Here is a 22,113-nt window from a genome sequence, read left to right as displayed (position 1 = left end):
GTGATTGTATGAAAACAAAAAGCTTTAAATATATAACATTAATTCCAGCACTGATAATTTTGGGATTGATTACTTTTTATCCATTACTCAATTCTTTATGGATAAGTTTACATGAATGGAACTTAACGCTTAATAATACAATGGGGAAATTTGTTGGTTTTAATAACTATTTGAGGGCTTTTAAAGACCCAACCTTTTGGAATAGTTTAACTGTAACATTAATTTTTACAGTATTAACAGTAGTGATAACTATTATAGGCGCTATTTTATCAGCGTTACTTTTAAGCAAAGATAAACCATATATAACTTTTGTTAGAGCGGTTTTAATCGTACCTTTTGCTTTAAGCCCGGCGCTCGTTGGGTACTCTTGGAAATTTATGCTAAATCCAGATTATGGAGTTTTTAGTAAAATCATTGGAACAATCATACCTCCATTAGATGGTTTTATATGGCTAGGTAATCCCTTTACAGCGTTATTATCTCTAGTATCCGTTGCAGTTTGGATATGGTTACCCTTTATGACCCTAATGTTTATAAGTGGTATTCTAAGTTTGCCAAATGAAGCTTATGAGGCAGCGAAAATGGATGGTGCTAACAAAATACAATGTTTTTTTAAAATAACATTACCATTATTAAAACCAATTACTTTATTATCTACAATTTTGATGACAATGTTTGCATTAAAACAATTTGATCCTATCGTGACAATGACTGGGGGAGGCCCAGGCGATTCTTCTACAGTTTTAAACTTTTTAGTTTATCAAACTTCTTTTAAATACTTTGAAATGGGATATGGATCTGCATTAGGTTATATATTAGCAATCATCACAATAGCTTTTGTAATGGTATATACAAAAGTTCTAACAAAAGGAGATGGTTAAAAAGTGAATATAACTAGTAAAAAATTACTTTTTAATATTTTCGAACTATTAGGAATAATATTGATTGTGTTTTTCTTGTTTTTTCCTATTGCTTGGATCATCCTAACGGCATTTAAATCTGGGAATGATGTCTTTTCTTTAAAGGTTATCTTTACTCCAACATTAGAAAATTTTAAAACTATATTAGGACAATCGTATGAATTTGGAGCATATTATCTAAACAGTATTATTGTTGTATTTTTCACCTTAATTATAACTATGCCAATTAGTTTATTGGCTGCATATAGTTTATCAAGATTTAACATTATTGGAAAAAATTTGCTTTTATTCATGATATTATCGACACAATTTATACCATTAATTATAAATGCGATTCCTTTTTTTACTATATTTAAAAATTGGGGGATATTAGATACACCAATAGCTTTGATTATAGTGAACCTAGGACAGACGATTCCTTATGCTATTTGGTTAATCAAAGAATTTATTGATGGAGTCCCAAAAGGTATTGAGGAAGCTGCAGAAATGGATGGAGCTAGTAAGTTTGGTGTTATATGGCATGTAATTATTCCTATTGCGAAACCGGGAATTATTACAGCTACGGTTTTTTGCTTTGTAATAGTGTGGAATGAATTTATGTTTGCCTTAATATTAACAAACCAAAAAGCTGTTACGCTTCCTGTAGCTTTATCATATTTTGTTGGTGAAAATGGAGTTATATGGAATGAAATGTCAGCTGCTGGATTGCTATATGCAATACCAACTATTATTTTCATGTTAATTGTAAGGAAACAATTTGTGAAAGGCATGAGTGCTGGAGCCATAAAATAAAGGAGCGTCAAATATGTATATTTTAAAAAACAGGAAAAAAAATAGTGAGGATTTACATTTTAAAACAGTAGAGACTGTGCATGAAATTATTTATGATATAAAAAATAATGGAGACAAAAGCTTAAAATTTTATGAAAACAAATTTGGTGGTGAATCGAGAGAGCAATTCAAACTTTCTGATGAAGAAATAGAAAACTTAATAAGTAGTTTAGATTTTGAAACTAAAAAAATTATTGAGTTAAACGTAAAACGAATTGAAAGTTTTGCGAAGGCTCAATTGGAAACAATTAATCCTTTGGAAGGAAATTTTGGTGAAGGTATACGAATGGGACATAAAATAATCCCTATAGATAGCATTGGAGCCTATGTCCCTGGAGGAAGATATCCTTTATTATCTTCTGGACCTATGGTAATAGTACCAGCTAAAGTGGCGGGGGTAACAAATATAATCGCTTGTAGTCCTGCAAATTATAAAGGTTCGATACATCCAGCAGTAGTTTATGGTCTACAGTTATCTGGGGCTACAGAAATTTATGGTGTAGGAGGCGCTCAAGCCATTGCTGCAATGGCATATGGTACAGAAAGTATAACCAAAATTAATATGATAGCAGGACCTGGAAATAGGTTCGTTGCAGAAGCGAAAAAACAAGTTTTTGGAGTTGTTGGTATAGATATGATAGCAGGGCCTAGTGAAGTTGTTATTATTGCTGATGATACATCAAATCCAGAACTATGTGCTGCTGATCTTTTAGCTCAGTCTGAGCATGACCCGAATTCTAGAGCAATTTTAATCAGTTCTTCAAAAGATATTGCGGAAGAAGTAGTTTTAGAGGTTGAAAAACAGATACAAAGATTTCCAAGTGATTCTCCTGTTCATTATTCATGGGAAGATATGGGGGAAATTATAATAACTGAAAGTGACGAAGCGTCTATACATTTATCAAATGAAATTGCAGGTGAACATGTTCAAGTTCATTGTAAAAATTTGCGGAAATATGAAAATGAACTAAAAAATTATGGATCTTTATTTTTAGGAGAAAATAGCTCAGTGGTATTTTCTGATAAAGTTTCTGGCACGAACCATACATTACCAACTAATAAAGCTGGTAAGTATACTGGTGGTTTATGGGTAGGAAGTTATCTGAAAACTCAGACTTTTCAAGAAATAAATGAACCGGGATTAACTACATTAGCTGATCACTCAACAAAACAATCTGATATTGAGGGCTTACATGGGCATAAAATGTCGGCTTATAAAAGACTAAAAAATTAAAAAAGGAGAGATTATTATGAATGAAAAAAGAACTAATTATACACAAAGTGAAATTGAAAATGAATGGGTGGTACGATTTGATGAGATTAAAGGAAAAGCAATTCCATTAATGTTTATTGATAGTATTGTTCCCGGACATAACAGATTGAATTATGCATTAATAGGCGATACTGCTAGTGAAAATGAAAATTATAATCCTGTTATCACTCAACCCCATGGATTTCAAATAGGTATGGTAAAAGCTCCAAAAGGAAATGGTCCTGCTTTTCATACACACGAATATATAGAAACATTTTTTGTTTTAACAGGTAAATGGCGATTTTACTGGGGGAATAGTGCTGATGAAGTAGAAGGTGAAGTTATTTTAGAGCCTTGGGATATGATATCTTTACCTCCATACATGTATCGTGGCTTTGAAAATATTGAGGATGAAGATGCCTGGGTATTTTCTATACTAGAACAACATGATGTTTTTGATAGACCAGATCCTATATGGGACCCTAAAGTTGTTAAAAAGGGAGAGCAACATAACTTCTCTGTAAATGAAAAAGGGAAAATGATTCCCCCAGAAAACTTTGATGAGTTAGAGAAAAAAATGGCTGAACAATTAAAAATGGGTGACTTATGACACACAAAAATAGGATAAATAAAAATACGATTATTTTCTTGCCTGGTACTTTATGTAATGAAAAATTGTGGAGAAAACAAATAGAATTTTTTGAATCAGAATATAACATAATTATAGGTGATTTAAAAAACAATAATTCTATTGAAAAAATGGCTCAAGAAATTTTATCTGAAGCACCATCAAAATTCTTTTTAGTAGGTTTATCGCTTGGAGGAATCGTTTCCTTAGAAATAGCGAGAATAGCACCTCAAAGAGTCATCAAATTAATACTTATGGATACTACACCGTATCTTCCAACTAGCAAGCAAATGGATAGTTGGAAGGTGTTTAGGGAAATGTGTGAAAATAAACAATTTGATGATATAACAAAAAATCACTTGTTGCCTCAAATGTTAGCGAATGAAAATTATACAGAAGAATTAAAAAATGTAGTGGTTCAAATGTCTAAAGAAATTGGTATGGAATCTTACTTGAATCAATTGAACGCTTTAGAGAATAGAAAAGACTACAGTAAGTTTCTAAATGAAATATCGGTAGAGACATTGATTTTAGTAGGAGAAGAAGATGAAATATGTCCTTTATATATCAGTGAATATTTGGATGACCATTTAGTTTATTCTTCTTTAAGATTAATAAGGAAATCAGGTCATCTTCCACCTTTGGAAAATCCTGACAGCACTAATAAAAAATTAAATGACTTCATTAAGAAATGAGGGAAAAAAATGGAAATATATCATACCAAAAATAAACTTTTGAGTGATGAAAAAGTATTAGGAGGTTTTTTGAGTCTTAACTCTCCCTCATTAGTTGAAATGGTTGGTTACTCTGGATTTGATTTTATTGTTATAGACAATGAGCACGGGGCTTTTAGCAATTCAGATATAGTGGAATTAATTAGAGCTTGTAAAGTTTCAAATTTAACTCCGATAGTAAGAACAGTGAATGATAAAGATTTTATACAAAAAGTTTTAGACAGTGGTGCTCAAGGCATACAAGTGCCTATGGTTAATAATAAAAAGCAAGCAGAAACAGTAGTGAAAAACTGTCTCTTTAATCCAGAAGGGAATAGAGGTGTTTCTTATTCAATTCCAGCAGCGAAATATGGCTTATATAAAGGTAAAGATTACTTGAATTATACAAATGAAAAGTTATTAATCAATATACAAATAGAAACTTTAGAATCAATTAATAATATACAAGAAATATTAAAAGTTGAAAGAATTGATGTTGTATTTATAGGTCTTACAGATTTAGCGAATAATTTACAGTTAAGTAGTGATGATATCAAATTTAAAAGAAAGGTAGATAATTTAATAGAAGAAATAAAAAAAAGCGGAAAAAAAATAGGTATTGTTGCTAATAATGCTAATTCAGCAAAAAAGTATTTGTTACAGGAAGTTGATTATGTAGTAGTTGTTATTAATACATTGATTAATGAATCACTTAAAAACGTGATTGAACAAAAAAATGAAGAGAAGTGTTGAATATGCATAGTGTTAAAGAAATAGTTAAGCTTTATGCTAATAATGCATTAGCGCCTGAAGATATCATATGTGACTATGTTAATAATATTATTCATAATGACGAATTTAATACATTCATTACTATTACAAAAGATAAAGCAATAGAAGATATAGAAAAATATCATAAAACAGCTACTAAAGTCCATGGTATCCCTATTTCGATTAAAGATATTTATGATATAGAAGGTTATCCTACAACTAATGGATACCTATATGATAAAAATGTTACTCCTAGTAAGTCTTCAATAATGGTAAGAACACTCGAAGAAAAAGGCTTTATAATAGTAGGTAAAAATAATTTGACGCCATATTCCTCTACTGTTACTTCACAAAATAGCATATATGGAGATGTAATAAATCCTAGAAATAGGAGTTTTACTGCTGGAGGATCTTCGAGTGGTTCAGCAGCAGCAGTAGCATCTAACATGATTCCTTGTTCATTAAGTAGTGATACATCAGGATCAACTAGAATACCAGCCTCGTGCTGTGGAATTGTAGGACTTAAACCGACTTATGATAAGAATAAATTGTTTGGTATGACGCCAATTTCTAAAACACTAGATCATATAGGTTTATTAAGTAGAAACGTTGAGGATTTAGAAATAATTTTTAATATATTAAATGATATACCCACAAAGTTACAAAAGAAATTAACGATTGGTATACCTACAGATTATTTTACTGAAAATATTGATTTTGAAGTTAACGATATGATGGAAGACGTTTACACAAACTTTAAAAATTTGAGCTATTCTTTAGTCCCTATAGACACTAATTTTCTTAACAAAAATGATGTGATTATAACTTCAAGAAATATTGGTACTCCTGAAATGACAGTCCAACATAAAAAAAATATAAATAAAAAACAATATCCTGAATATTTAAAAGAAACATTTACTAAAAGCCAGAGTATTTCATCCATTGATTATCTTATTGCTAAAGAGAATAGTTTAAAAATGAAAAATGAATTTAATAAGATATTTCAAGAAGTAGATATAATACTAACTCCGACAATGCCAATTAAGGTACCACTTATAGAGGCTAGTAACATATATTATAAAGGATTAAATAATGATATTGAAGATGTCATGATAAAGTATACAACTGTTTTTAATCTGACTGGACATCCAGCTATAACTATCCCTTCTGGATATGTATCAGATAATATATCTCAAGGTATACAATTAATAGCACCATATCATAGTGAAAATATCTTATTAAATGTTGCTAAAACTTATGAAGACTTCATCAATACAAATTTTTAGTTCAAGGAGGAATTATATGCCCCATATAAGTTTATCGAATATAAAAAAACAATATAGTAAAAAGGCTGATATAATTGTCGATAATTTTAATCTCGAAATTAAGGATAGCGAATTTATAGTGTTTGTTGGCCCGTCAGGATGTGGAAAATCTACTATATTGAGGATGATTGCCGGTTTAGAAGATATAAGTGATGGTGAACTCTATATAGATAATAAAAAAATGAATGATGTGGATTCAAAAAACAGGGACATGGCAATGGTCTTCCAAAATTATGCTCTATACCCACATATGTCAGTATTCGATAATATGGCATTCGGTTTGAAGTTACGAAAAACGCCTAAAAAGAATATTAAAGAAAAAGTGCTAGAAACTTCGGAGATTTTAAATTTAGAAAATTATTTAGATATTAAACCTAAAGGACTTTCTGGTGGTCAGAGACAGAGAGTAGCATTAGGTAGAGCAATTGTGAGAGATGCAAGTATTTTTTTAATGGATGAACCTTTATCGAATCTAGATGCTAAGTTAAGAGTTCAAATGAGGTCTGAAATAATAAGACTACATAAACATTTAAATACCACTACTATATATGTGACACATGATCAAACGGAAGCACTAACTATGGCTAATAGAATCGTTATTTTAAACCGCGGGAAAATTATGCAAGTTGGTACACCTAAAGAAGTATATGATAAACCGGAAAATATATTTGTAGCAGGTTTCATTGGATCACCATCGATGAATATTTTAGACGCATATTTTAACGAAGACCATATTATTATTGAAGAACAAAAGTTTCCCATAACTCCCTCTCAAATACGTTTACTTAAAGAAAAAGGTTATGAACACAAAAATATAAAAATGGGTATTAGGCCTGAGCATATTAAAGACGAACCGATATATACAGAATCAGGTATTACCAATACGTTTGAAGCTGAGGTGAAAGTAAATGAATTACTTGGATCAGAATCTATTATTTACACTAACTTGGGTGACTATGAGTTAGTTGCTAAGGTTAATTCGAGAAATCAAAGTAATTCTGGAGATACAATAAAATTTATATTTGACATAAATAAGATACACTTTTTCAATCCTGAAACTGGGGATAGAATAAAGTGAAAATGATGATATGAAAAATATTATAGAAAGGGGATTAGCCATGAGTAAAAAAATATCCTCTAAAAAAATTGCTGAATTAGCAAATGTTTCGCAATCAACAGTTTCTAGAGCTTTTGATCCTAAATCTGGTGTTTCTACTGAAACAAGAAAAAAAGTTTTAGACATTGCTGATAAATTCAATTATAAACCCAATGCGTTGGCTCGAGGATTAATTACTAATAAATCCAAATTGGTTGGGATAGCAATGAAAGAAAAACAAAACCCTTTTTATTATGAAGCACTATCTTTATTTACTCAAAAATTAAGAGGTTACGGTTTCTCTGTATTATTTATGTACACTGAAAATGAAGAAATACAGCAAGAAGAGATTGCAAAATTTTGGGAGTATAATGTAGAAGCTATTATAGTAACAGATGCTTTATTATCCTCTGATATGGTTAAAAAATTAAAAAATGCAAACATACCAGTGGTACTTTTTAATAGAGAAGACGATGATTTACAGTGTAATTCAGTATCTAGTGATAATATCTATGCTTCTCAAGCTATAGCTCAATATTTTTATAATAAAAATATTGAAAAAATTTTATATGTTTCAGGAAAAAATAACACATCTACGAATAGAGATAGATTTTATGGTTTTAATAGCTTTTTTGAAAAAAAGAAGAAAAAGATTGATGTTATTGAGGGTGACTTTACTTTTGAAACAGCATATCAACTGACATTAGATTATTTAAAAGAAGGAAACAGACCTAATGGTATATTTGGTGCAAACGATATTACTGCACTTGGGATACTTGAAGCAACAAAAGAAATGAAAATCAATGTTCCTGATGATATTGAAATAATTGGTTTTGATGATATTAAGATGGCATCTTGGCCTAATAATCAATTAACAACGTGGTCACAACCTTTAGATTTGATGGTTAATGAAACAATAAAAATTTTATTAGAAGGTAACCTAATAAAAAACAAACGTATTAAGATTAAAGGCGATTTTAAATTTAGAAAAACAACCTCTAACAAAATTAGATAAAAGGAGTTTTTATATGGTCTATATTTTAAAATTAGGAAAAGATGATGATGAAGTAAAAGATAATGATGAAAAAGTTAGTCAAATTGTAAGTGATACGATTAAAACGATTGAAGCTGAAGGGGATAAAGCTTTACGCGATTTGTCTGTGAAATTTGATAACTGGAGCCCTGAAAGTTTTAAATTAAGTGACGAAGAAATTGAAAGCATTGTTAATGATATTCCACAACAAGTTAAAGATGATATCGCATTCGCGCAAAATAACATACAAAGATTTGCTGAAGCTCAAAAAAACTCGTTGAAAGACTTCGAAACAGAAAATTCACCTGGGGTTATATTAGGTCAGAAGAATATACCGGTTGATAGTGTAGGGTGTTATATTCCAGGGGGTAGATACCCGATGATTGCTTCTTCGCATATGAGTATCTTAACTGCCAAAGTTGCTGGGGTGAAACGTGTTATAGCTTGTACACCACCAATAGACGGTAAAATTCCAGAAACAACTGTGTACGCAATGTACAAAGCGGGCGCCGATGAAATTTATATTCTAGGTGGCATTCAAGCTATGGGTGGTATGGCGATAGGTACAGAAACAATAGATTCTGTAGACATGATTGTTGGGCCAGGTAATGCTTTTGTAGCAGAAACGAAACGCCAACTATTTGGCAGAGTCGGTATCGATCTACTCGCGGGCCCTACAGAAACATTAGTGATTGCAGATGAAACATCAGAACCTGAAATGATTGCTACAGATATATTGGGTCAAGGGGAACATGGACCAACATCTCCAGGTGCGATTATTTCTACTTCTGAAGCAATTGCGGAAGCAGCTTTAAAAGAGATAGAAAGACAATTAAAAACGTTATCAACAGCTGATATTGCAGGGGAATCTTGGAAAAATTATGGCCAAGTGATTATTGTGAAAGATGAAGCAGAAGCTGTAATAGAAGCGAATAAACTCGCTTTTGAACATGTTGAAGTATTAACTAAAGAACCAGACTACTTTTTAAATCATTTAACAAATTATGGCGCGCTGTTTCTTGGTCCAGAAACAAATGTAGCTTATGGGGATAAAGTCATTGGTACGAATCACACACTACCTACTAAAAAAGCAGCACGTTATACAGGGGGCTTATGGGTAGGTAAATTTATTAAAACAGTGACTTATCAACGTATTACATCTGAAGAACAAAGTGCAGCTATGGGTGAGTATGCAGCGAGACTATGCGGTTATGAGAATTTTGCGGGACACGCAGAACAAGCATTATTAAGAGTAAAAAAATACAAATAAAACTATTTATACTTAGTAAAGATAGGAGATTTTTAATGAAAAAAAGTTTTGATGATTTAAAAGGAAAAAATATCATAGTGACAGGTGGAAATAAAGGTATTGGTCAACAAATATCTAAAGATTTATCACAGCTTGGTGCTAATGTGATAGTTATAGGAAGGGATTCTATATCTTTGAACGAAACATTAGAAATATTAAATAGAAGTGAAGGCAAACATAGTATATATGCTTTGGATATAACAAAAATTAATGAAGTAGAAAAGACAATTGAAAAAGTAATCAAAGCTTACGGCACTATTGATGTATTAGTTAATAATGCAGGTGTAAATATTACTAAACCAGCTTTAGAAATTCAAGAAGATGATTGGGATAAAGTGTTAGATATTAATCTTAAATCCTTATTTTTCATCTCACAATTTGTAGGTAAATATATGTCTAAAGAAAGAGATGGGAAAATTGTTAATATTGCTTCCCAAGTAGGATTTGTCGGTTATTTTAATAGGGCGCCTTATTCTGCTAGTAAAGGCGGGGTCATCCAATTAACGAAATCTCTTGCTATAGAATGGGCGAAATATAATATTAACGTCAACGCTGTAGCGCCTACTTTCGTAGAAACAAATTTAACTGAAAAAATGTTTGAAGATCAAGACTTTAAAGAAGATGTGCTAGAACGTATATTGTTTCATGAATTACCTACGCCTAATGATATTTCAGGGGCGGTATTGTATTTAAGTTCTCAATTATCAAATTTTGTAACAGGTGAAACTTTAAAAGTTGATGGAGGATGGACAGCTATTTAACAAAAATTTATTAGTGTTTTATGTAGTTAAATAATAAATGTAGTATATGAAAAGTGTGATTGAACTTCATACTAGTCTCTTCGTATATATACTTCACACTTATTAATTAGAACTTAAAGAAATTCATTTGCCTTAAATTATCTCTAGAGATAAGAAATGTTAGAGACTTTCATCAAAATATGTAAGCGCTTACTTTAGTTAGAGGAGATTTATCCTTTGCAAATGCTATAACTAAATTAATGATGTTATCTAAGGAGGAATTGTTATGAATGTAATTAAACGTTTTGGAAGTGCAATGATTGTACCAGTACTTACATTTGCCTTTTTTGGTATAGTGTTAGGCATTTCCACTGTATTTTTAAATACCACTATAATGGGGAGTATTGCTGAAGAAGGAACAATTTGGTTTAAAATATGGTCTGTAATTGAAGCAGGAGGATGGACTGTATTTGACCATATGGAATTGATTTTTGCTGTGGGTTTACCTATTTCATTAGCTAAAAAGGCTGCTGCAAATGCGACATTAGCAGCTTTAATAGGATATTTTATGTATAATACATTTATTAATATTATATTAACTGAATGGCCCCATACATTTGGCGCGAATTTAGAAAAGGGCGCTGATAATGTAACTGGTTTGAAGGAAATTGGAGGTATTGAAACGTTAGACACAAATATATTAGGTGCTATTATTATTTCCAGTATTATTACATGGATACATAATAGATATTATGGAAAAAAATTACCTGAGATGTTAGAAGTGTTTCAAGGTTTAACTTATGTTGTTTCAATTTCTTTTTTTGTTACGTTAGTAGCTGCAATTATAACTTGTATTATTTGGCCTACAATTCAAGATGGTATCTCTTCATTACAAGGTTATATTATTGGATCTGGTTACATTGGCGTTTGGTTATATCATTTTTTAGAACGTGTACTAATACCTACAGGATTACACCATTTTATTTGGACACCAATAGATATGGGACCAGTAGTAATGAACCAAGGCTTAAAAGCATATTGGTTTGAACATGTAAGTGAATTTGCGAATAGTTCAAAACCATTAAAAGAACAATTTCCGTATGGATTTATGCTCCAAGGAAATGCAAAAATATTTAGTTCTATGGGTATCGCTTTAGCGATGTACTTTACAACGCCTGAAGAAAATAGAAAAAAAGTAGCTGCATTACTAATACCGGCTACACTAACTGCTGTGGTTGCGGGCATCACTGAACCTTTAGAGTTTACATTCTTATTTATTGCGCCATATTTATTTGTATTACATGCATTTTTAACAGCAGCTATGGCTACAATAATGTATAGTGTGGGCATCGTTGGACACTTCGGCGGAGGATTAATTGATTTTGTAGCTACAAATTGGATTCCATTGGGTTCGAACTATTGGCAACTCTACGTTCTTCAAGTAATTATTGGTCTTATTTTTATGGGCATATATTTTGTATTATTTAGATATTTAATATTAAAGTTTGATATACCACTTCCAGGCAGAGAAAAGAAAGAAGGAAATATTAAACTTTATAGTAAAAATGATTATAAAGAGAGTAAAAAAGACTCAAAAAGTAAAAGAAATAAAAATATACAAAAAGGAAACGAATTTGAAGATAAAGCACAATATTATTTACAAGGATTGGGTGGTAAGGAAAATATTAAAGATGTTACAAATTGCGCTACACGTTTACGTTTGACGGTTAATGATGAAAATAAAGTCTCAGATAATGATTACTTCACACAAGATAGAATGGCACATGGACTAGTTAAAAGTGGTAAAAGTATACAAGTGATTGTAGGTTTGTCAGTACCACAAGTAAGAGAAGAATTTGAAAGTATACTTCAAAATAATCAAGAATATTAAACAATCTTGATATGAATTTATATTTGCTAAAAGATAATAAATGTATGTATTTTATTTGATAAGAAATTTGGAAAATCATCATTAAGATATTGTAACTCAAAATTTCCATTGATAATTTTAATGAAAAGTATTGAAAAGAAAGTAGTTTTATCAATGTTAGTCTAAGATTCAAAGCGTTATTCTAAATGAATAGGTTGATTTTCTCACATTTTCCTAAAAATTTTTATTGTTAGACGTATACTAAAAAAACGACTACACTGATTAAACTTATGTAGAGGAGTGTGCAAAATGGATATAAAGAATAATACAATACTTATTACTGGTGGTGCGTCTGGTATAGGACTTCAGTTCACTAAAAAGTTTTATGAAAATAATAATAAAATTATTGTGTGTGGACGTAATACTGAAAAATTAAAAAGTATTAAAGAACAATTTCCAAAAGTAACAACGAAGAAATGTGATATATCTAGTGCTGAAGAACGATTGGATTTATATCATTGGGTAATTCAAAATTATTCAGATATTAATGTACTCGTAAATAATGCGGGTATTCAAAACCGTTTTGATATATTAAAAACCAATGCTACAACAAATTGGGAGAACTTAAATACAGAAATACAATCCAATTTTGAAGCAACGGTCCAACTTTCAATATTATTTAGCCAATACTTTTCTGATAAAACAACAAACTCAAATATAATTAATGTTTCTTCGGGACTTGCTTTCTCACCAATGGCAATTGCGCCAATCTATTCAGCGACCAAAGCTGCAGTACATTCATTTACAGTTAGTTTAAGACATCAATTGTCGAACACAAATACAAGTGTTTATGAGGTTATTCCTCCTGCTGTAAATACTGATTTAGGTGGGGAGAATATTCATACTTTTGGTGCGGATCCTGTTGACTTTATTAATGAAATTTTTGACGGTTTAGTTCAAGGAAAAACTGAAATTGGATATGGATCATCCAAAAAACGTCTTCAAATGTCAAAAGAAGCGTTAGATGATTATGCAGAAGAAATGTATCATACTTTAAAAAATACAATATAACTTTAATTTATACAAAAATATAAAATAATAGTTAATGCTTATTACTTTTACTAATAAAGGGTAAAGAACATGTGTAAAACATAGAATTATACAAAAATGAAATTAAGCATATAAATAGAGATAGTGAACTATTTTTTTATTTTAAGGGGAGGAAAATTTTATGAAATATCGCGAGTTAGGTAATACAGGTATGATGATCAGTGAAGTTAGTTTTGGTACATGGGCAATAGGTGGTGCATGGGGTGAAACAAATGACGAAGATGCATTAAGTGCTTTAGAATATGCCATTGATCAAGGCGTGAATTTCTTTGATACAGCTGATGTTTATGGAGATGGTCATAGTGAAGAATTATTAGCTAAGGCGACTGCAGGCAAAGAAGATGAAATTTATATTGCAACAAAATTCTGTCGACAAGGGGATATTGCTGACCCACAAAATTATAGTTATGAAACGGTAAAGTCATACTGTGAAGATAGTCTTCGTCGATTAAACAGAGATACAATTGATTTGTTTCAAATCCATTGCCCTGCTACTGAAATCTTAAAAGAGGGTAGTGTCTTTGACGTATTAGACCAATTAAAAGAAGAAGGTCTCATAAGACATTATGGGGTGAGTGTTGAGTCAGTTGAAGAAGGTTTAATATGTTTAGAATATCCTAATGTAGCAAGCTTGCAGGTTATTTTTAATATGTTCCGCCAAAAACCATTAGAGGAATTAATTCCTAAAGCTTACCAACAAGGTGTAGGCATCATTACAAGAGTGCCACTTGCAAGTGGATTGTTGACAGGAAAATTTACAACGAAAACTCAATTTGCTGAAGACGATCATCGTAAATTTAATGAAAATGGCGAAGCTTTTAATGTAGGTGAAACATTTTCTGGACTAGGTTTTCAAAAAGGGGTCGAATTATCTGATCAACTAACATGGATTAAAGAAGGTCGTCCTTCTATGGCAAGTGCAGCGTTAAGATGGATTTTAGATGCTAAAGAAATATCTTGTATTAATCCAGGGTTTAGAAATGTGACACAAGTGAAACAAAATTTAGAGGCATTAGATACTAAATCTTTCACAGAGGACGAAAATTTAAAAATTAAAAACTTTTACAAAGAAAAAGTCAAAGATGCTATCATGGGTACTTATTAATAAAGTAAATTGCCAAAATAACTGCACAGGGTTCATATGTATAAGGTAAACTAAATAAAAAATGCAGGAGTGCTTGATATTAACGCTACTTGTGTAGGATTTACATATGATCTTAATATAGCGAACGGATTTATTATTTTTGTACAAAATAAAAAGTATGAGTTATTGGTGCAGAAACAGGGTCGGAAATTACTGACTACTGAGACCGGTATATGTGTATATTATTTGGTGATGTGAACGGACTCCAATGAGTGGCAGTAAAATAAAGGCACTTTCGCTGAATTCATCTTAAAATGAATTTATGCGGAGGTGTTTTTTTCTACGAAGAAAGTAGCTAGTGCATTCAGCAGAAATTAACGACAAAATAATAAAAAGGAAATTCAAGAACAATAGCAGGATAAATAGGAGGCATATAGTTGAATAAACTCAGAACAATTTTGCAGACGACAGGCACATTAATCTCTTTAATCAAAAATACACCGAATATAATTAAAGGTAACAAAGATGAATTTGGACCAAATGAAAGTTATTTAGATAAAAACAGTAATTTGAATAATAAAAGAATATTGTTTTTAGGTTCTTCAATTACTTATGGTGCTGCAGCTAAAGGTAATTCATTTGTAGCATTTTTAAATAAAGAATATGGTGTGGATACAATTAAAGAAGCTCAATCAGGTACAACACTAGCTGGTAAACAAAAATCAAGTTATGTAGAAAGATTAAAAAGCAATGTTTCTACAGATAACAAATTAAATGCCTTTGTATGCCAGTTATCTACAAATGACGCAAGATCCAATAAGCCTATAGGATTAATCAGTGAATCTTATAGTATTAATGATTTTGATACGGAAACAATCATAGGTGCCATCGAATTTATTATTTCATATGTTAAAGAAAATTGGGATTGTCCTATTGTATTTTATACTTGTATACGTGATAAAGACCCTTATTATGAATTTTTGATTAACAAACTATTAGAAATAAAAAAGAAATGGGATATTAATATTATTGATGTATGGGGAGACAAGATAATAAACAAACTAGCTAAAGATGATAAAACGATGATGGCAGATGATGCTCATCCAACGCAAAAGGGTTATCGATATTTGTATACACCAATATTCTCTGAAAAGCTTAATGATATATTAAATGATTAAGTGATTTCTTATAAAAATAGAGATTACTTTTTGCTGATGTTTTTTTCAACTTAAAGTTTACGAGATATAAAAAAGACCCTCCAAAGATTTCACTTTTTAAGTGTCTACTTTGAAGGGAACATAATAGAAAAAAGCAGTCTCTTCTTAACATGTCTACTTATAATTATTGAGAATAAAAAATTAAATATTTGTATAACTTACAGAACAGTAGAAATATTATAGTTAGCAAAAACATTTAGGTCTTCTAAAAATGTATTCAGGTGCTTATTATTAGGGAATCGACATTCTAATAAATAACATCCGTCGCCTATTATTTTATAATTGTGTAGGATATAGTTGCTTTTTGTATCGACAAATTCTAAAAAGGGTAGGTGTGATATTTTATTCATGTAAATATTTATAAAAGCATGGATAGCACAATCTAAGCTTTCTTGGTTTACTTGAATAGTATAGTTCTGAATAACACCATCACTTTCTAGTTTAGAGACTCTTGTATTCACAGCTTGACCAGTTAAATTCACTTTTTTACCCAAGTCTTTCATTGTAATTTTAGCATTTCGTTGAAGTTCATTAATAATCATCTTATCAGTATTATCTATAGCCATATTAGTACTCCTTTTTCAAATATCAATTAAATACGATAAAACTCTTTCACTAAGTTATGTATTGTTCATACTTTTACTAATAAAATAAAAGTATCACATAAAGGAGGAATTGTAATGAATATAACTCATGTAAGAAATGCGACACTTATTATTGAATATGCTGATAAAAAAATTCTTGTAGATCCAATGTTAGCAGAAAAAGGTACTTATCCCCCTTTTCCTGACTCAATAAGACAGGATATGTATAATCCTTTAATTGAATTGCCTATGCCAGTAGACAACGTTATTAAGGATATCGATGCGGTTATCCTTACGCATCTCCATTTAGATCATTATGATGATGTAGCAAAAAATTTGTTATCTAAAAACATCAAAATGTTTGTACAAAATGAAGCAGACGCCGAAGTAGTTAGACAGGATGGCTTTGAAAATGTAGAAGTTTTACAAGAAGATACTGTCTTTGAAGGTATTGAATTAATTAAAACAAAAGGAGAGCATGGACGAGGAAACCAAGTACACGACATAGCTGGTTTAGTTTGTGGTGTTATGTTTAAACACTCAAGTGAAAAAACATTGTATATCGCGGGAGATACGGTGTGGTATGAAGAAGTTGAAAAACCAATCAATAATCATAATCCCGAAGTTATTGTAGTAAATGGGGGAGACAATGAAAATTTAACAATTGGTTCTCTCGTAATGGGTAAAGAAGATATTTATGCAGTGCATAAGTCTGCACCTAACGCAAAAATTATTTCTGTTCATATGGAAGCTGCTAATCATTGGACATTATCAAGAGAAGAATTAATACAGTTTTCTAAAGAAAAAGAAATTTCTTCAAATGTTTTTGTGCCAGAAGATGGTGAGTCTTACTCATTTTAAATGAAAGAAGCGGTTATGATGACAGGTGTAACTTACAAAGCGGTTGCCAAACAATTTTATCAATACATGCAAGAAAGAAATTTTTGAGACTTTCAAAGAATTATGTCCTGAACATTTAGTATTTTACCCACAGCGAAATAATCCGAAATACGGTGTACAAGGGTTTATAGAAACGGAAAAAGATAGTTTTGATGCTTGTCCTGATTTTAATCTCGAAGCTAAAGTGGTGTTTGCAGAAGGTGATGAGGTAGCCGTTTATTTAGAATTTGAAGGAACGCACACTGCTAGTGAGTATTTTGGTGTTCCAGCTACTGGAAAATATGTAAAAAATCATTTATGACTAAATTGCGTTTTACTAATGGTAAAGTTATAGAAAAACGGGCACATTATGATCGTTATGATGTGTTAGAACAGTTAGGTATGGATGTTGATAAATACGTACAGCAATATGTAAAAGAAGCTCTATAATACACTTTTTTAGATACCGCTTGTATTCTTATTGACTAAAATCCATATAATAAATTGAACTATATAAACATATTGTATCAAAAGCGACGTTATTAAGACGGAATTTGATTTTGAAACGATTAAGAGACTCTTTTTTAAACAAGGAGTCTCTTTTAATATCCCTGACGATAACCAGGAGTTATGTTTTTATCCAATTTACTTCCTCACTTTCAAATTCCTAGAAATTAACTTAAATATTTTTCGAATTTATATTCACTCTAAATTATACTCCGAATAGAATTAGTATATAAATGTAATCGGTGGTAATTTTCATGAAAATAAAGCATATCAAAAATGCAACAAGGATTATAAAATACGCGAATAATAGATTTTTAATTAATCCAATGCTAGGAGAAAATGGAAGCAATAAATCATTAGAATTTAAAACATGAAAAGACCAATATAGAATAAGCGTGCTAGCTTAGTTTTATGTTGATTATTTACAGAAAGGAGGAAAAATGAAAACTAAAATATGGACAAAAGATTTTATAATTTATTCAAGTATAAACTTCTTATTAATTTTAGTATACTTTCTATTAAATTCGACCATAACAACATACGCACAGATTGAATATAATGCCTCTAGTAAAATGATGGGATTAATAGCTGGCATTTTTATAGTAGGTGCTCTCATAGGGAGATTACTGATTGGGTTTTTAAAAATAACTAAGAAAATGTTTATCATGAATATATTATTTTTCACTTTAACAATAATACTCTATTTTATAAAATTGGATGAAGCTTTCTTAATTATTGTTCGTTTTTTAAACGGCATTTCCATAGGTATAACAACAACGATTGTTGGGACAATTGTTGCGTTAGTGATCCCCGAACATCGAAAAGGTGAAGGGATTAGTTACTTTGCAGTTAGCACAGCTTTAGCTACAGGCTTAGGACCATTCATAGGTATTACACTCACACAGAACTCAAATTTTATAAATATATTTTATATTAGCTTTATTTTTGGCATCATTAGTTTAATATTTTCGTTTTTAATAAATGTTCCTGAAAATGATAATCGTAAGAATTTATCATTCAGAAATTTATTAGATAAACGTACACTCCCAATAGGGTTTATAATATTCTTAAGTGCTTTTTCATTTTCAGGTATAGTTTCATATATTAATCTGTACGCAATTGAGATTGACCTTGTAAAAACAGCTAGTTTTTTCTTTATTCTATACACGATGTCAGTGTTATTTTCTAGACCATTTACAGGTAAAATTGTCGATATACATGGTCCTAATATTATCATGTACCCAGCATTTATACTCTTTTTCTTAGGGTTAATAACGTTAAGTATGAGTTACCATAGTTGGATAATGATGTTTTCTGCAATACTGATTGGTCTTGGTTTTGGTAATATTTCTTCAATTACACAAACAATTGCTGTAAGTAATGCCAACCCACAAAATATAGGCTTAGCAACATCTACTTTTATGATATTTATGGATTTAGGTAATGGAATCGGCCCCTATGCACTCGGATTTATTATTCCGCTTTTAGGATATTCTGGCATGTATAAAGTTCTTTCTATAGTTGTTATATTTACAGTTTTCTTGTATATTATTTTGAATAATAAAAAAAGCTAAATCATTCAATTTAAATCATTAAACAATAGAGTCCCTTTTAATCTTTTCTTTTAAAAACTTCAAAATAATTACTTCTATAAATTTTAATTTTCAAAAGTATGGTGGAGACAAGGGTTCTAAGAACTTAAAGTTTACAAATACATTAAGCAGTAGTATGTTTTTCAGAGAATCAATAACGATGGTTATTAAGATTTATTTTGATTTTGAAACAATAAAGAGCCCCCTGTTAAAAGGAGTCTCTTTTATTGTGTTTTGTGTTAACTATAGATTATGTAATTAATACTAATTATTATTGATACGCTTGTTGAATTTGGTTAAGTTGTTGCATCGTTAAATTAATGCCACCTTCACCAAAAAACCATGTATTTGCTTCAAATACATATACATCATTGTTTTCTATTGCTTTAGCATTATTAATAACTGGGTTTTTAAGTGCATTAGGTATACTATCATCGTTTTCATCTTGCGTTCTATTAATTACAACTTGTTTTGCCATTATTGTAGTAGCTGTAATTAGTTTTATACTGTACTTTTGGATTAAAGAAATTAAAGATATGAAGAAAGATTAATTTTGTAAAATAAACCTTATTAAGACGAAATTTACTTTCGAATCATAAGAGACACTTCTTTTTAAAAGAAGTGTCTCTTATGATAATTATCGATTATATTTTATATATCTAGTAACTCAAATTGTTTTATTTGTTTTTCAATACTTGTAGGTTTAGTATTTTCTTTTTCTTCCTTGCGCATGTTTTTATGTTCTTCAACATGTGCTGGACGTGACACCCATGCTTGGAAATACTTTTTTTCATTCCATTTCGATACAATAGAGTATGAAATTTTAGATTTTGTTTCGTTTTTCCAAATTTCCACGTCTATTAAACCATCATATCCTGAAAAATCATCTTTAGCATGGCTTACTTTGTTATCCAAAATCGCTCTATCTTCTATATTAGCTGTAAAATTAGCTTGTGCTATGAACATATATGTCATTCCTCCTTGACGGTATGAACTAATTTTAGCAAAAATAAAAAGTTAAAACATATGAAATGCATTAAATTAATATTCTGTGATTTATTTAACCAAAGTGTCTTTGCTTTATTCCCACTCAGTAGGGCAAGTATTGAATGAATCACTTAAAGTAGAGCACCCAAACATTGTTTTAGGGTGCTATTTATTTTTGTGAATTTTTAGATGAAATTGTACGGTACTAAACATTTATAGGTTTAGTGTATATTTTCAAACAATCATAGATACAATGCATATTGTTTAGGAGTATATATAAAGGCTAAAATAAATTTGAGTTAAATTTGGACAGGAGCTGGTTAAAATGTCATATACAAAAAGTGTAGTTACCGAAGGCGCAGAAATATTTTATGATGTAGAAGGGAAAGGTCCTATTCTATTAACTATAGTAGGATTTGGTGGTGATGCAGATACTTACTCCGATTTATCTTCTATTTTGTCTGACGAATATACTGTCGTACGTTACGATAGAAGATGCAATTCTAGAAGTACTGGAGATTTTAATGCAGATCTTGATGTGTCACAAGAGGTGAGAGATGCCCTTGCTATCGTTCGTGATATGAAAATTGAAAAAGTATTGTTATTTGCGAACAGTGGTGGGGCCGCTATTGGTTTGAAACTCATTGAAGATTATCCGGAGGTTATTGCTGGTGGGTTTTTACATGAACCAGCGATTATGAAAGTTTTACCAGATGCTGAGAAGTGGGATGAATATGTTGATTTCGTTTATAACACTTATAAAGAAAAGGGACCTTTTGCTGCAATGAAAGAATTCAGTAACTCACTTGTTGGTTTTAATCCTGCAGGAAACGAAAACGGTGTAATTGATGATAAAGATGGGATGATTGCAAACTCGCTTGAATATTTTTTTGCACACGAATATGCCCATATTTCGAGTGAAACACCAGATTTAGAAAAAATAAAAAAAGACAATTTGCCCCTCGTATTTATGGCTGGCGCAGACAGTAAAGATGCTTATTATGCGAGAACAGCTCGGGTACTTGCTGAAAAGCTAGATAAACCTTATGTTACTGTACCAGGGAACCACGTTTCATTCAGAACAGAGAAAAAATATGAGATGGTAGAAGCATTGAGAGATGTTTTAAATAACACAATATTAAAATAGAAAAGTTTAAAAAAAGTTCTTTTTTGACACAACCCCTCTTAATATAAAATTGAGAGGGGACACCTTTATTAGGCGGGGTTAAATGTCTCCGTATTCTCTACCATAGGCTTCCATCATATCTATAATTGGCATGAGAGCTTTACCTTTGTTTGTTAAACTATACACAACTTTAGGCGGGACTTCTGCATAAACGGTTCTATTAATAAGACCATCATTTTCTAATTCTTTAAGTTGTTTCGTTAAGGAACCTTGAGAAATACTTGTTAAAAATTTCTTTATCTCTCCAAATCTATAATCACTTTCTTTTAAATACCATATAATTAAATTTTTATAACGACCTGATAAAATATTCTGGGTATAAGCGATACCATATACATCTCGATGTTCTTCTATAACATTTTCATCAAAGCCATAATTACATATTTTAACCATATAAATCCCTCCATATCACAATAGTACGATTTTTAATACTATGTCATTATTTATTGCCTACTTCAATAATGGTTCTGTTCATATTA

General features: G+C 30.6%; 24 protein-coding genes. 20 read left to right on the top strand and 4 right to left on the bottom strand.

What is annotated here, in order from left to right; genetic code table 11:
- The first annotated feature begins 8 nt into the window (after positions 1-8).
- The 15 genes from MHB47_RS11445 (at position 9) to MHB47_RS11375 (ending at position 15,860) form a co-directional block, all read left to right on the top strand.
- Positions 9-881 (top strand): carbohydrate ABC transporter permease, encoded by an 873-nt coding sequence (locus MHB47_RS11445; RefSeq protein WP_107518433.1) that lies wholly within the window; start codon positions 9-11, stop codon positions 879-881.
- Positions 882-884: 3 nt separating this feature from the next.
- Positions 885-1,712, top strand: a complete 828-nt coding sequence (locus MHB47_RS11440; protein WP_107518434.1) for a carbohydrate ABC transporter permease — start codon at positions 885-887, stop codon at positions 1,710-1,712.
- A gap of 13 nt (positions 1,713-1,725) precedes the next feature.
- Entirely contained in the window at positions 1,726-2,985 is a 1,260-nt protein-coding gene (hisD, locus tag MHB47_RS11435) for a histidinol dehydrogenase (RefSeq protein WP_340756781.1), read from the top strand.
- A gap of 16 nt (positions 2,986-3,001) precedes the next feature.
- Positions 3,002-3,613, top strand: a complete 612-nt coding sequence (locus tag MHB47_RS11430) for a cupin domain-containing protein (protein WP_340756779.1) — start codon at positions 3,002-3,004, stop codon at positions 3,611-3,613.
- Positions 3,610-4,326, top strand: coding sequence for an alpha/beta fold hydrolase (locus MHB47_RS11425; RefSeq protein WP_340756777.1), 717 nt, complete (start codon positions 3,610-3,612; stop codon positions 4,324-4,326). Before MHB47_RS11430 ends, MHB47_RS11425 begins: the two co-directional genes overlap by 4 nt.
- Before the next feature lie 9 nt (positions 4,327-4,335).
- Positions 4,336-5,097: an HpcH/HpaI aldolase family protein gene (locus tag MHB47_RS11420; RefSeq protein ID WP_340756775.1), complete on the top strand. Its 762-nt coding sequence runs from the start codon at positions 4,336-4,338 to the stop codon at positions 5,095-5,097.
- 2 nt (positions 5,098-5,099) lie between these two features.
- Positions 5,100-6,401, top strand: a complete 1,302-nt coding sequence (locus tag MHB47_RS11415) for an amidase (RefSeq protein WP_340756773.1) — start codon at positions 5,100-5,102, stop codon at positions 6,399-6,401.
- 16 nt (positions 6,402-6,417) lie between these two features.
- Positions 6,418-7,518 carry an ABC transporter ATP-binding protein gene (locus MHB47_RS11410; RefSeq protein ID WP_107518437.1) on the top strand — a complete coding sequence of 367 codons (1,101 nt, stop codon included), beginning with the start codon at positions 6,418-6,420 and terminating at the stop codon, positions 7,516-7,518.
- Between the two features lie 40 nt (positions 7,519-7,558).
- Positions 7,559-8,551, top strand: a complete 993-nt coding sequence (locus MHB47_RS11405) for a LacI family DNA-binding transcriptional regulator (protein ID WP_340756771.1) — start codon at positions 7,559-7,561, stop codon at positions 8,549-8,551.
- Positions 8,552-8,564: 13 nt separating this feature from the next.
- The gene (hisD, locus tag MHB47_RS11400; RefSeq protein WP_340756769.1) at positions 8,565-9,839 is read left to right on the top strand and encodes a histidinol dehydrogenase; all 1,275 of its coding nucleotides are present in this window, start codon (positions 8,565-8,567) and stop codon (positions 9,837-9,839) included.
- Positions 9,840-9,874: 35 nt separating this feature from the next.
- Positions 9,875-10,639, top strand: coding sequence for an SDR family NAD(P)-dependent oxidoreductase (locus MHB47_RS11395; protein WP_340756767.1), 765 nt, complete (start codon positions 9,875-9,877; stop codon positions 10,637-10,639).
- A 265-nt stretch (positions 10,640-10,904) separates the two neighbouring features.
- Positions 10,905-12,509 (top strand): alpha-glucoside-specific PTS transporter subunit IIBC, encoded by a 1,605-nt coding sequence (locus tag MHB47_RS11390; RefSeq protein WP_340756764.1) that lies wholly within the window; start codon positions 10,905-10,907, stop codon positions 12,507-12,509.
- Positions 12,510-12,797: 288 nt separating this feature from the next.
- Positions 12,798-13,559 carry an SDR family oxidoreductase gene (locus MHB47_RS11385; protein WP_340756762.1) on the top strand — a complete coding sequence of 254 codons (762 nt, stop codon included), beginning with the start codon at positions 12,798-12,800 and terminating at the stop codon, positions 13,557-13,559.
- 160 nt (positions 13,560-13,719) lie between these two features.
- Positions 13,720-14,703: an aldo/keto reductase gene (locus MHB47_RS11380; RefSeq protein ID WP_340756761.1), complete on the top strand. Its 984-nt coding sequence runs from the start codon at positions 13,720-13,722 to the stop codon at positions 14,701-14,703.
- Positions 14,704-15,119: 416 nt separating this feature from the next.
- Positions 15,120-15,860, top strand: coding sequence for an SGNH/GDSL hydrolase family protein (locus MHB47_RS11375; protein ID WP_340756759.1), 741 nt, complete (start codon positions 15,120-15,122; stop codon positions 15,858-15,860).
- Positions 15,861-16,057: 197 nt separating this feature from the next.
- Here the strand turns inward: MHB47_RS11375 and MHB47_RS11370 are convergent, their stop codons facing one another.
- On the bottom strand, positions 16,058-16,465 hold the full coding sequence (locus MHB47_RS11370) for an Lrp/AsnC family transcriptional regulator (RefSeq protein WP_325974474.1): 408 nt from the start codon (positions 16,463-16,465) through the stop codon (positions 16,058-16,060).
- A gap of 114 nt (positions 16,466-16,579) precedes the next feature.
- Between MHB47_RS11370 and MHB47_RS11365 the strand changes: the two genes are divergently transcribed.
- The 4 genes from MHB47_RS11365 to MHB47_RS11350 all read left to right on the top strand — a co-directional run bounded on the left by MHB47_RS11365 (position 16,580) and on the right by MHB47_RS11350 (position 19,443).
- On the top strand, positions 16,580-17,344 hold the full coding sequence (locus tag MHB47_RS11365) for an MBL fold metallo-hydrolase (RefSeq protein ID WP_340756756.1): 765 nt from the start codon (positions 16,580-16,582) through the stop codon (positions 17,342-17,344).
- Positions 17,345-17,387: 43 nt separating this feature from the next.
- Complete coding sequence (locus MHB47_RS11360; RefSeq protein WP_340756755.1) at positions 17,388-17,684, top strand: ester cyclase; 297 nt, start codon at positions 17,388-17,390, stop codon at positions 17,682-17,684.
- Positions 17,681-17,812, top strand: a complete 132-nt coding sequence (locus MHB47_RS11355; protein ID WP_340756753.1) for a hypothetical protein — start codon at positions 17,681-17,683, stop codon at positions 17,810-17,812. Before MHB47_RS11360 ends, MHB47_RS11355 begins: the two co-directional genes overlap by 4 nt.
- A 497-nt stretch (positions 17,813-18,309) precedes the next feature.
- Positions 18,310-19,443, top strand: a complete 1,134-nt coding sequence (locus MHB47_RS11350; RefSeq protein WP_340756751.1) for an MFS transporter — start codon at positions 18,310-18,312, stop codon at positions 19,441-19,443.
- Positions 19,444-19,732: 289 nt separating this feature from the next.
- Here MHB47_RS11350 and MHB47_RS11345 read toward each other — a convergent pair whose 3' ends face one another.
- Positions 19,733-19,939 (bottom strand): hypothetical protein, encoded by a 207-nt coding sequence (locus tag MHB47_RS11345; protein ID WP_340756750.1) that lies wholly within the window; start codon positions 19,937-19,939, stop codon positions 19,733-19,735.
- Positions 19,940-20,112: 173 nt separating this feature from the next.
- A complete protein-coding gene (locus tag MHB47_RS11340; RefSeq protein WP_340756748.1) occupies positions 20,113-20,427 on the bottom strand; it encodes an antibiotic biosynthesis monooxygenase family protein in 315 nt (104 codons plus the stop codon).
- Positions 20,428-20,773: 346 nt separating this feature from the next.
- On the opposite strand from MHB47_RS11340, the gene MHB47_RS11335 reads away from it, so the two are divergent.
- Positions 20,774-21,595, top strand: coding sequence for an alpha/beta fold hydrolase (locus tag MHB47_RS11335; RefSeq protein ID WP_340756746.1), 822 nt, complete (start codon positions 20,774-20,776; stop codon positions 21,593-21,595).
- A gap of 78 nt (positions 21,596-21,673) precedes the next feature.
- On the opposite strand, the gene MHB47_RS11330 is transcribed toward MHB47_RS11335, so the two are convergent.
- The gene (locus MHB47_RS11330) at positions 21,674-22,027 is read right to left on the bottom strand and encodes a winged helix-turn-helix transcriptional regulator (protein WP_056935298.1); all 354 of its coding nucleotides are present in this window, start codon (positions 22,025-22,027) and stop codon (positions 21,674-21,676) included.
- Between the last annotated feature and the right edge of the window lie 86 nt (positions 22,028-22,113).

The organism is Staphylococcus sp. FSL K6-3157 (assembly GCF_038005145.1).
GTDB lineage: Bacteria > Bacillota > Bacilli > Staphylococcales > Staphylococcaceae > Staphylococcus > Staphylococcus equorum.
Note: the sequence above shows the minus strand (reverse complement) of the source record. Positions and strands in the feature narration are given on the sequence as shown.

Excerpts from the sequence above, each read along its gene's own strand:
- MHB47_RS11445 (WP_107518433.1), top strand. The coding sequence starts at position 9 with ATGAAAACAAAAAGCTTTAAATATATAACATTAATTCCAGCACTGATA.
- hisD (WP_340756781.1), top strand. The coding sequence starts at position 1,726 with ATGTATATTTTAAAAAACAGGAAAAAAAATAGTGAGGATTTACATTTT.
- MHB47_RS11430 (WP_340756779.1), top strand. The coding sequence starts at position 3,002 with ATGAATGAAAAAAGAACTAATTATACACAAAGTGAAATTGAAAATGAA.
- MHB47_RS11425 (WP_340756777.1), top strand. The coding sequence starts at position 3,610 with ATGACACACAAAAATAGGATAAATAAAAATACGATTATTTTCTTGCCT.
- MHB47_RS11420 (WP_340756775.1), top strand. The coding sequence starts at position 4,336 with ATGGAAATATATCATACCAAAAATAAACTTTTGAGTGATGAAAAAGTA.
- MHB47_RS11415 (WP_340756773.1), top strand. The coding sequence starts at position 5,100 with ATGCATAGTGTTAAAGAAATAGTTAAGCTTTATGCTAATAATGCATTA.
- MHB47_RS11410 (WP_107518437.1), top strand. The coding sequence starts at position 6,418 with ATGCCCCATATAAGTTTATCGAATATAAAAAAACAATATAGTAAAAAG.
- MHB47_RS11405 (WP_340756771.1), top strand. The coding sequence starts at position 7,559 with ATGAGTAAAAAAATATCCTCTAAAAAAATTGCTGAATTAGCAAATGTT.
- hisD (WP_340756769.1), top strand. The coding sequence starts at position 8,565 with ATGGTCTATATTTTAAAATTAGGAAAAGATGATGATGAAGTAAAAGAT.
- MHB47_RS11395 (WP_340756767.1), top strand. The coding sequence starts at position 9,875 with ATGAAAAAAAGTTTTGATGATTTAAAAGGAAAAAATATCATAGTGACA.
- MHB47_RS11390 (WP_340756764.1), top strand. The coding sequence starts at position 10,905 with ATGAATGTAATTAAACGTTTTGGAAGTGCAATGATTGTACCAGTACTT.
- MHB47_RS11385 (WP_340756762.1), top strand. The coding sequence starts at position 12,798 with ATGGATATAAAGAATAATACAATACTTATTACTGGTGGTGCGTCTGGT.
- MHB47_RS11380 (WP_340756761.1), top strand. The coding sequence starts at position 13,720 with ATGAAATATCGCGAGTTAGGTAATACAGGTATGATGATCAGTGAAGTT.
- MHB47_RS11370 (WP_325974474.1), bottom strand. The coding sequence starts at position 16,465 with ATGGCTATAGATAATACTGATAAGATGATTATTAATGAACTTCAACGA.
- MHB47_RS11365 (WP_340756756.1), top strand. The coding sequence starts at position 16,580 with ATGAATATAACTCATGTAAGAAATGCGACACTTATTATTGAATATGCT.
- MHB47_RS11355 (WP_340756753.1), top strand. The coding sequence starts at position 17,681 with ATGACTAAATTGCGTTTTACTAATGGTAAAGTTATAGAAAAACGGGCA.
- MHB47_RS11350 (WP_340756751.1), top strand. The coding sequence starts at position 18,310 with ATGAAAACTAAAATATGGACAAAAGATTTTATAATTTATTCAAGTATA.
- MHB47_RS11345 (WP_340756750.1), bottom strand. The coding sequence starts at position 19,939 with ATGGCAAAACAAGTTGTAATTAATAGAACGCAAGATGAAAACGATGAT.
- MHB47_RS11340 (WP_340756748.1), bottom strand. The coding sequence starts at position 20,427 with ATGTTCATAGCACAAGCTAATTTTACAGCTAATATAGAAGATAGAGCG.
- MHB47_RS11335 (WP_340756746.1), top strand. The coding sequence starts at position 20,774 with ATGTCATATACAAAAAGTGTAGTTACCGAAGGCGCAGAAATATTTTAT.
- MHB47_RS11330 (WP_056935298.1), bottom strand. The coding sequence starts at position 22,027 with ATGGTTAAAATATGTAATTATGGCTTTGATGAAAATGTTATAGAAGAA.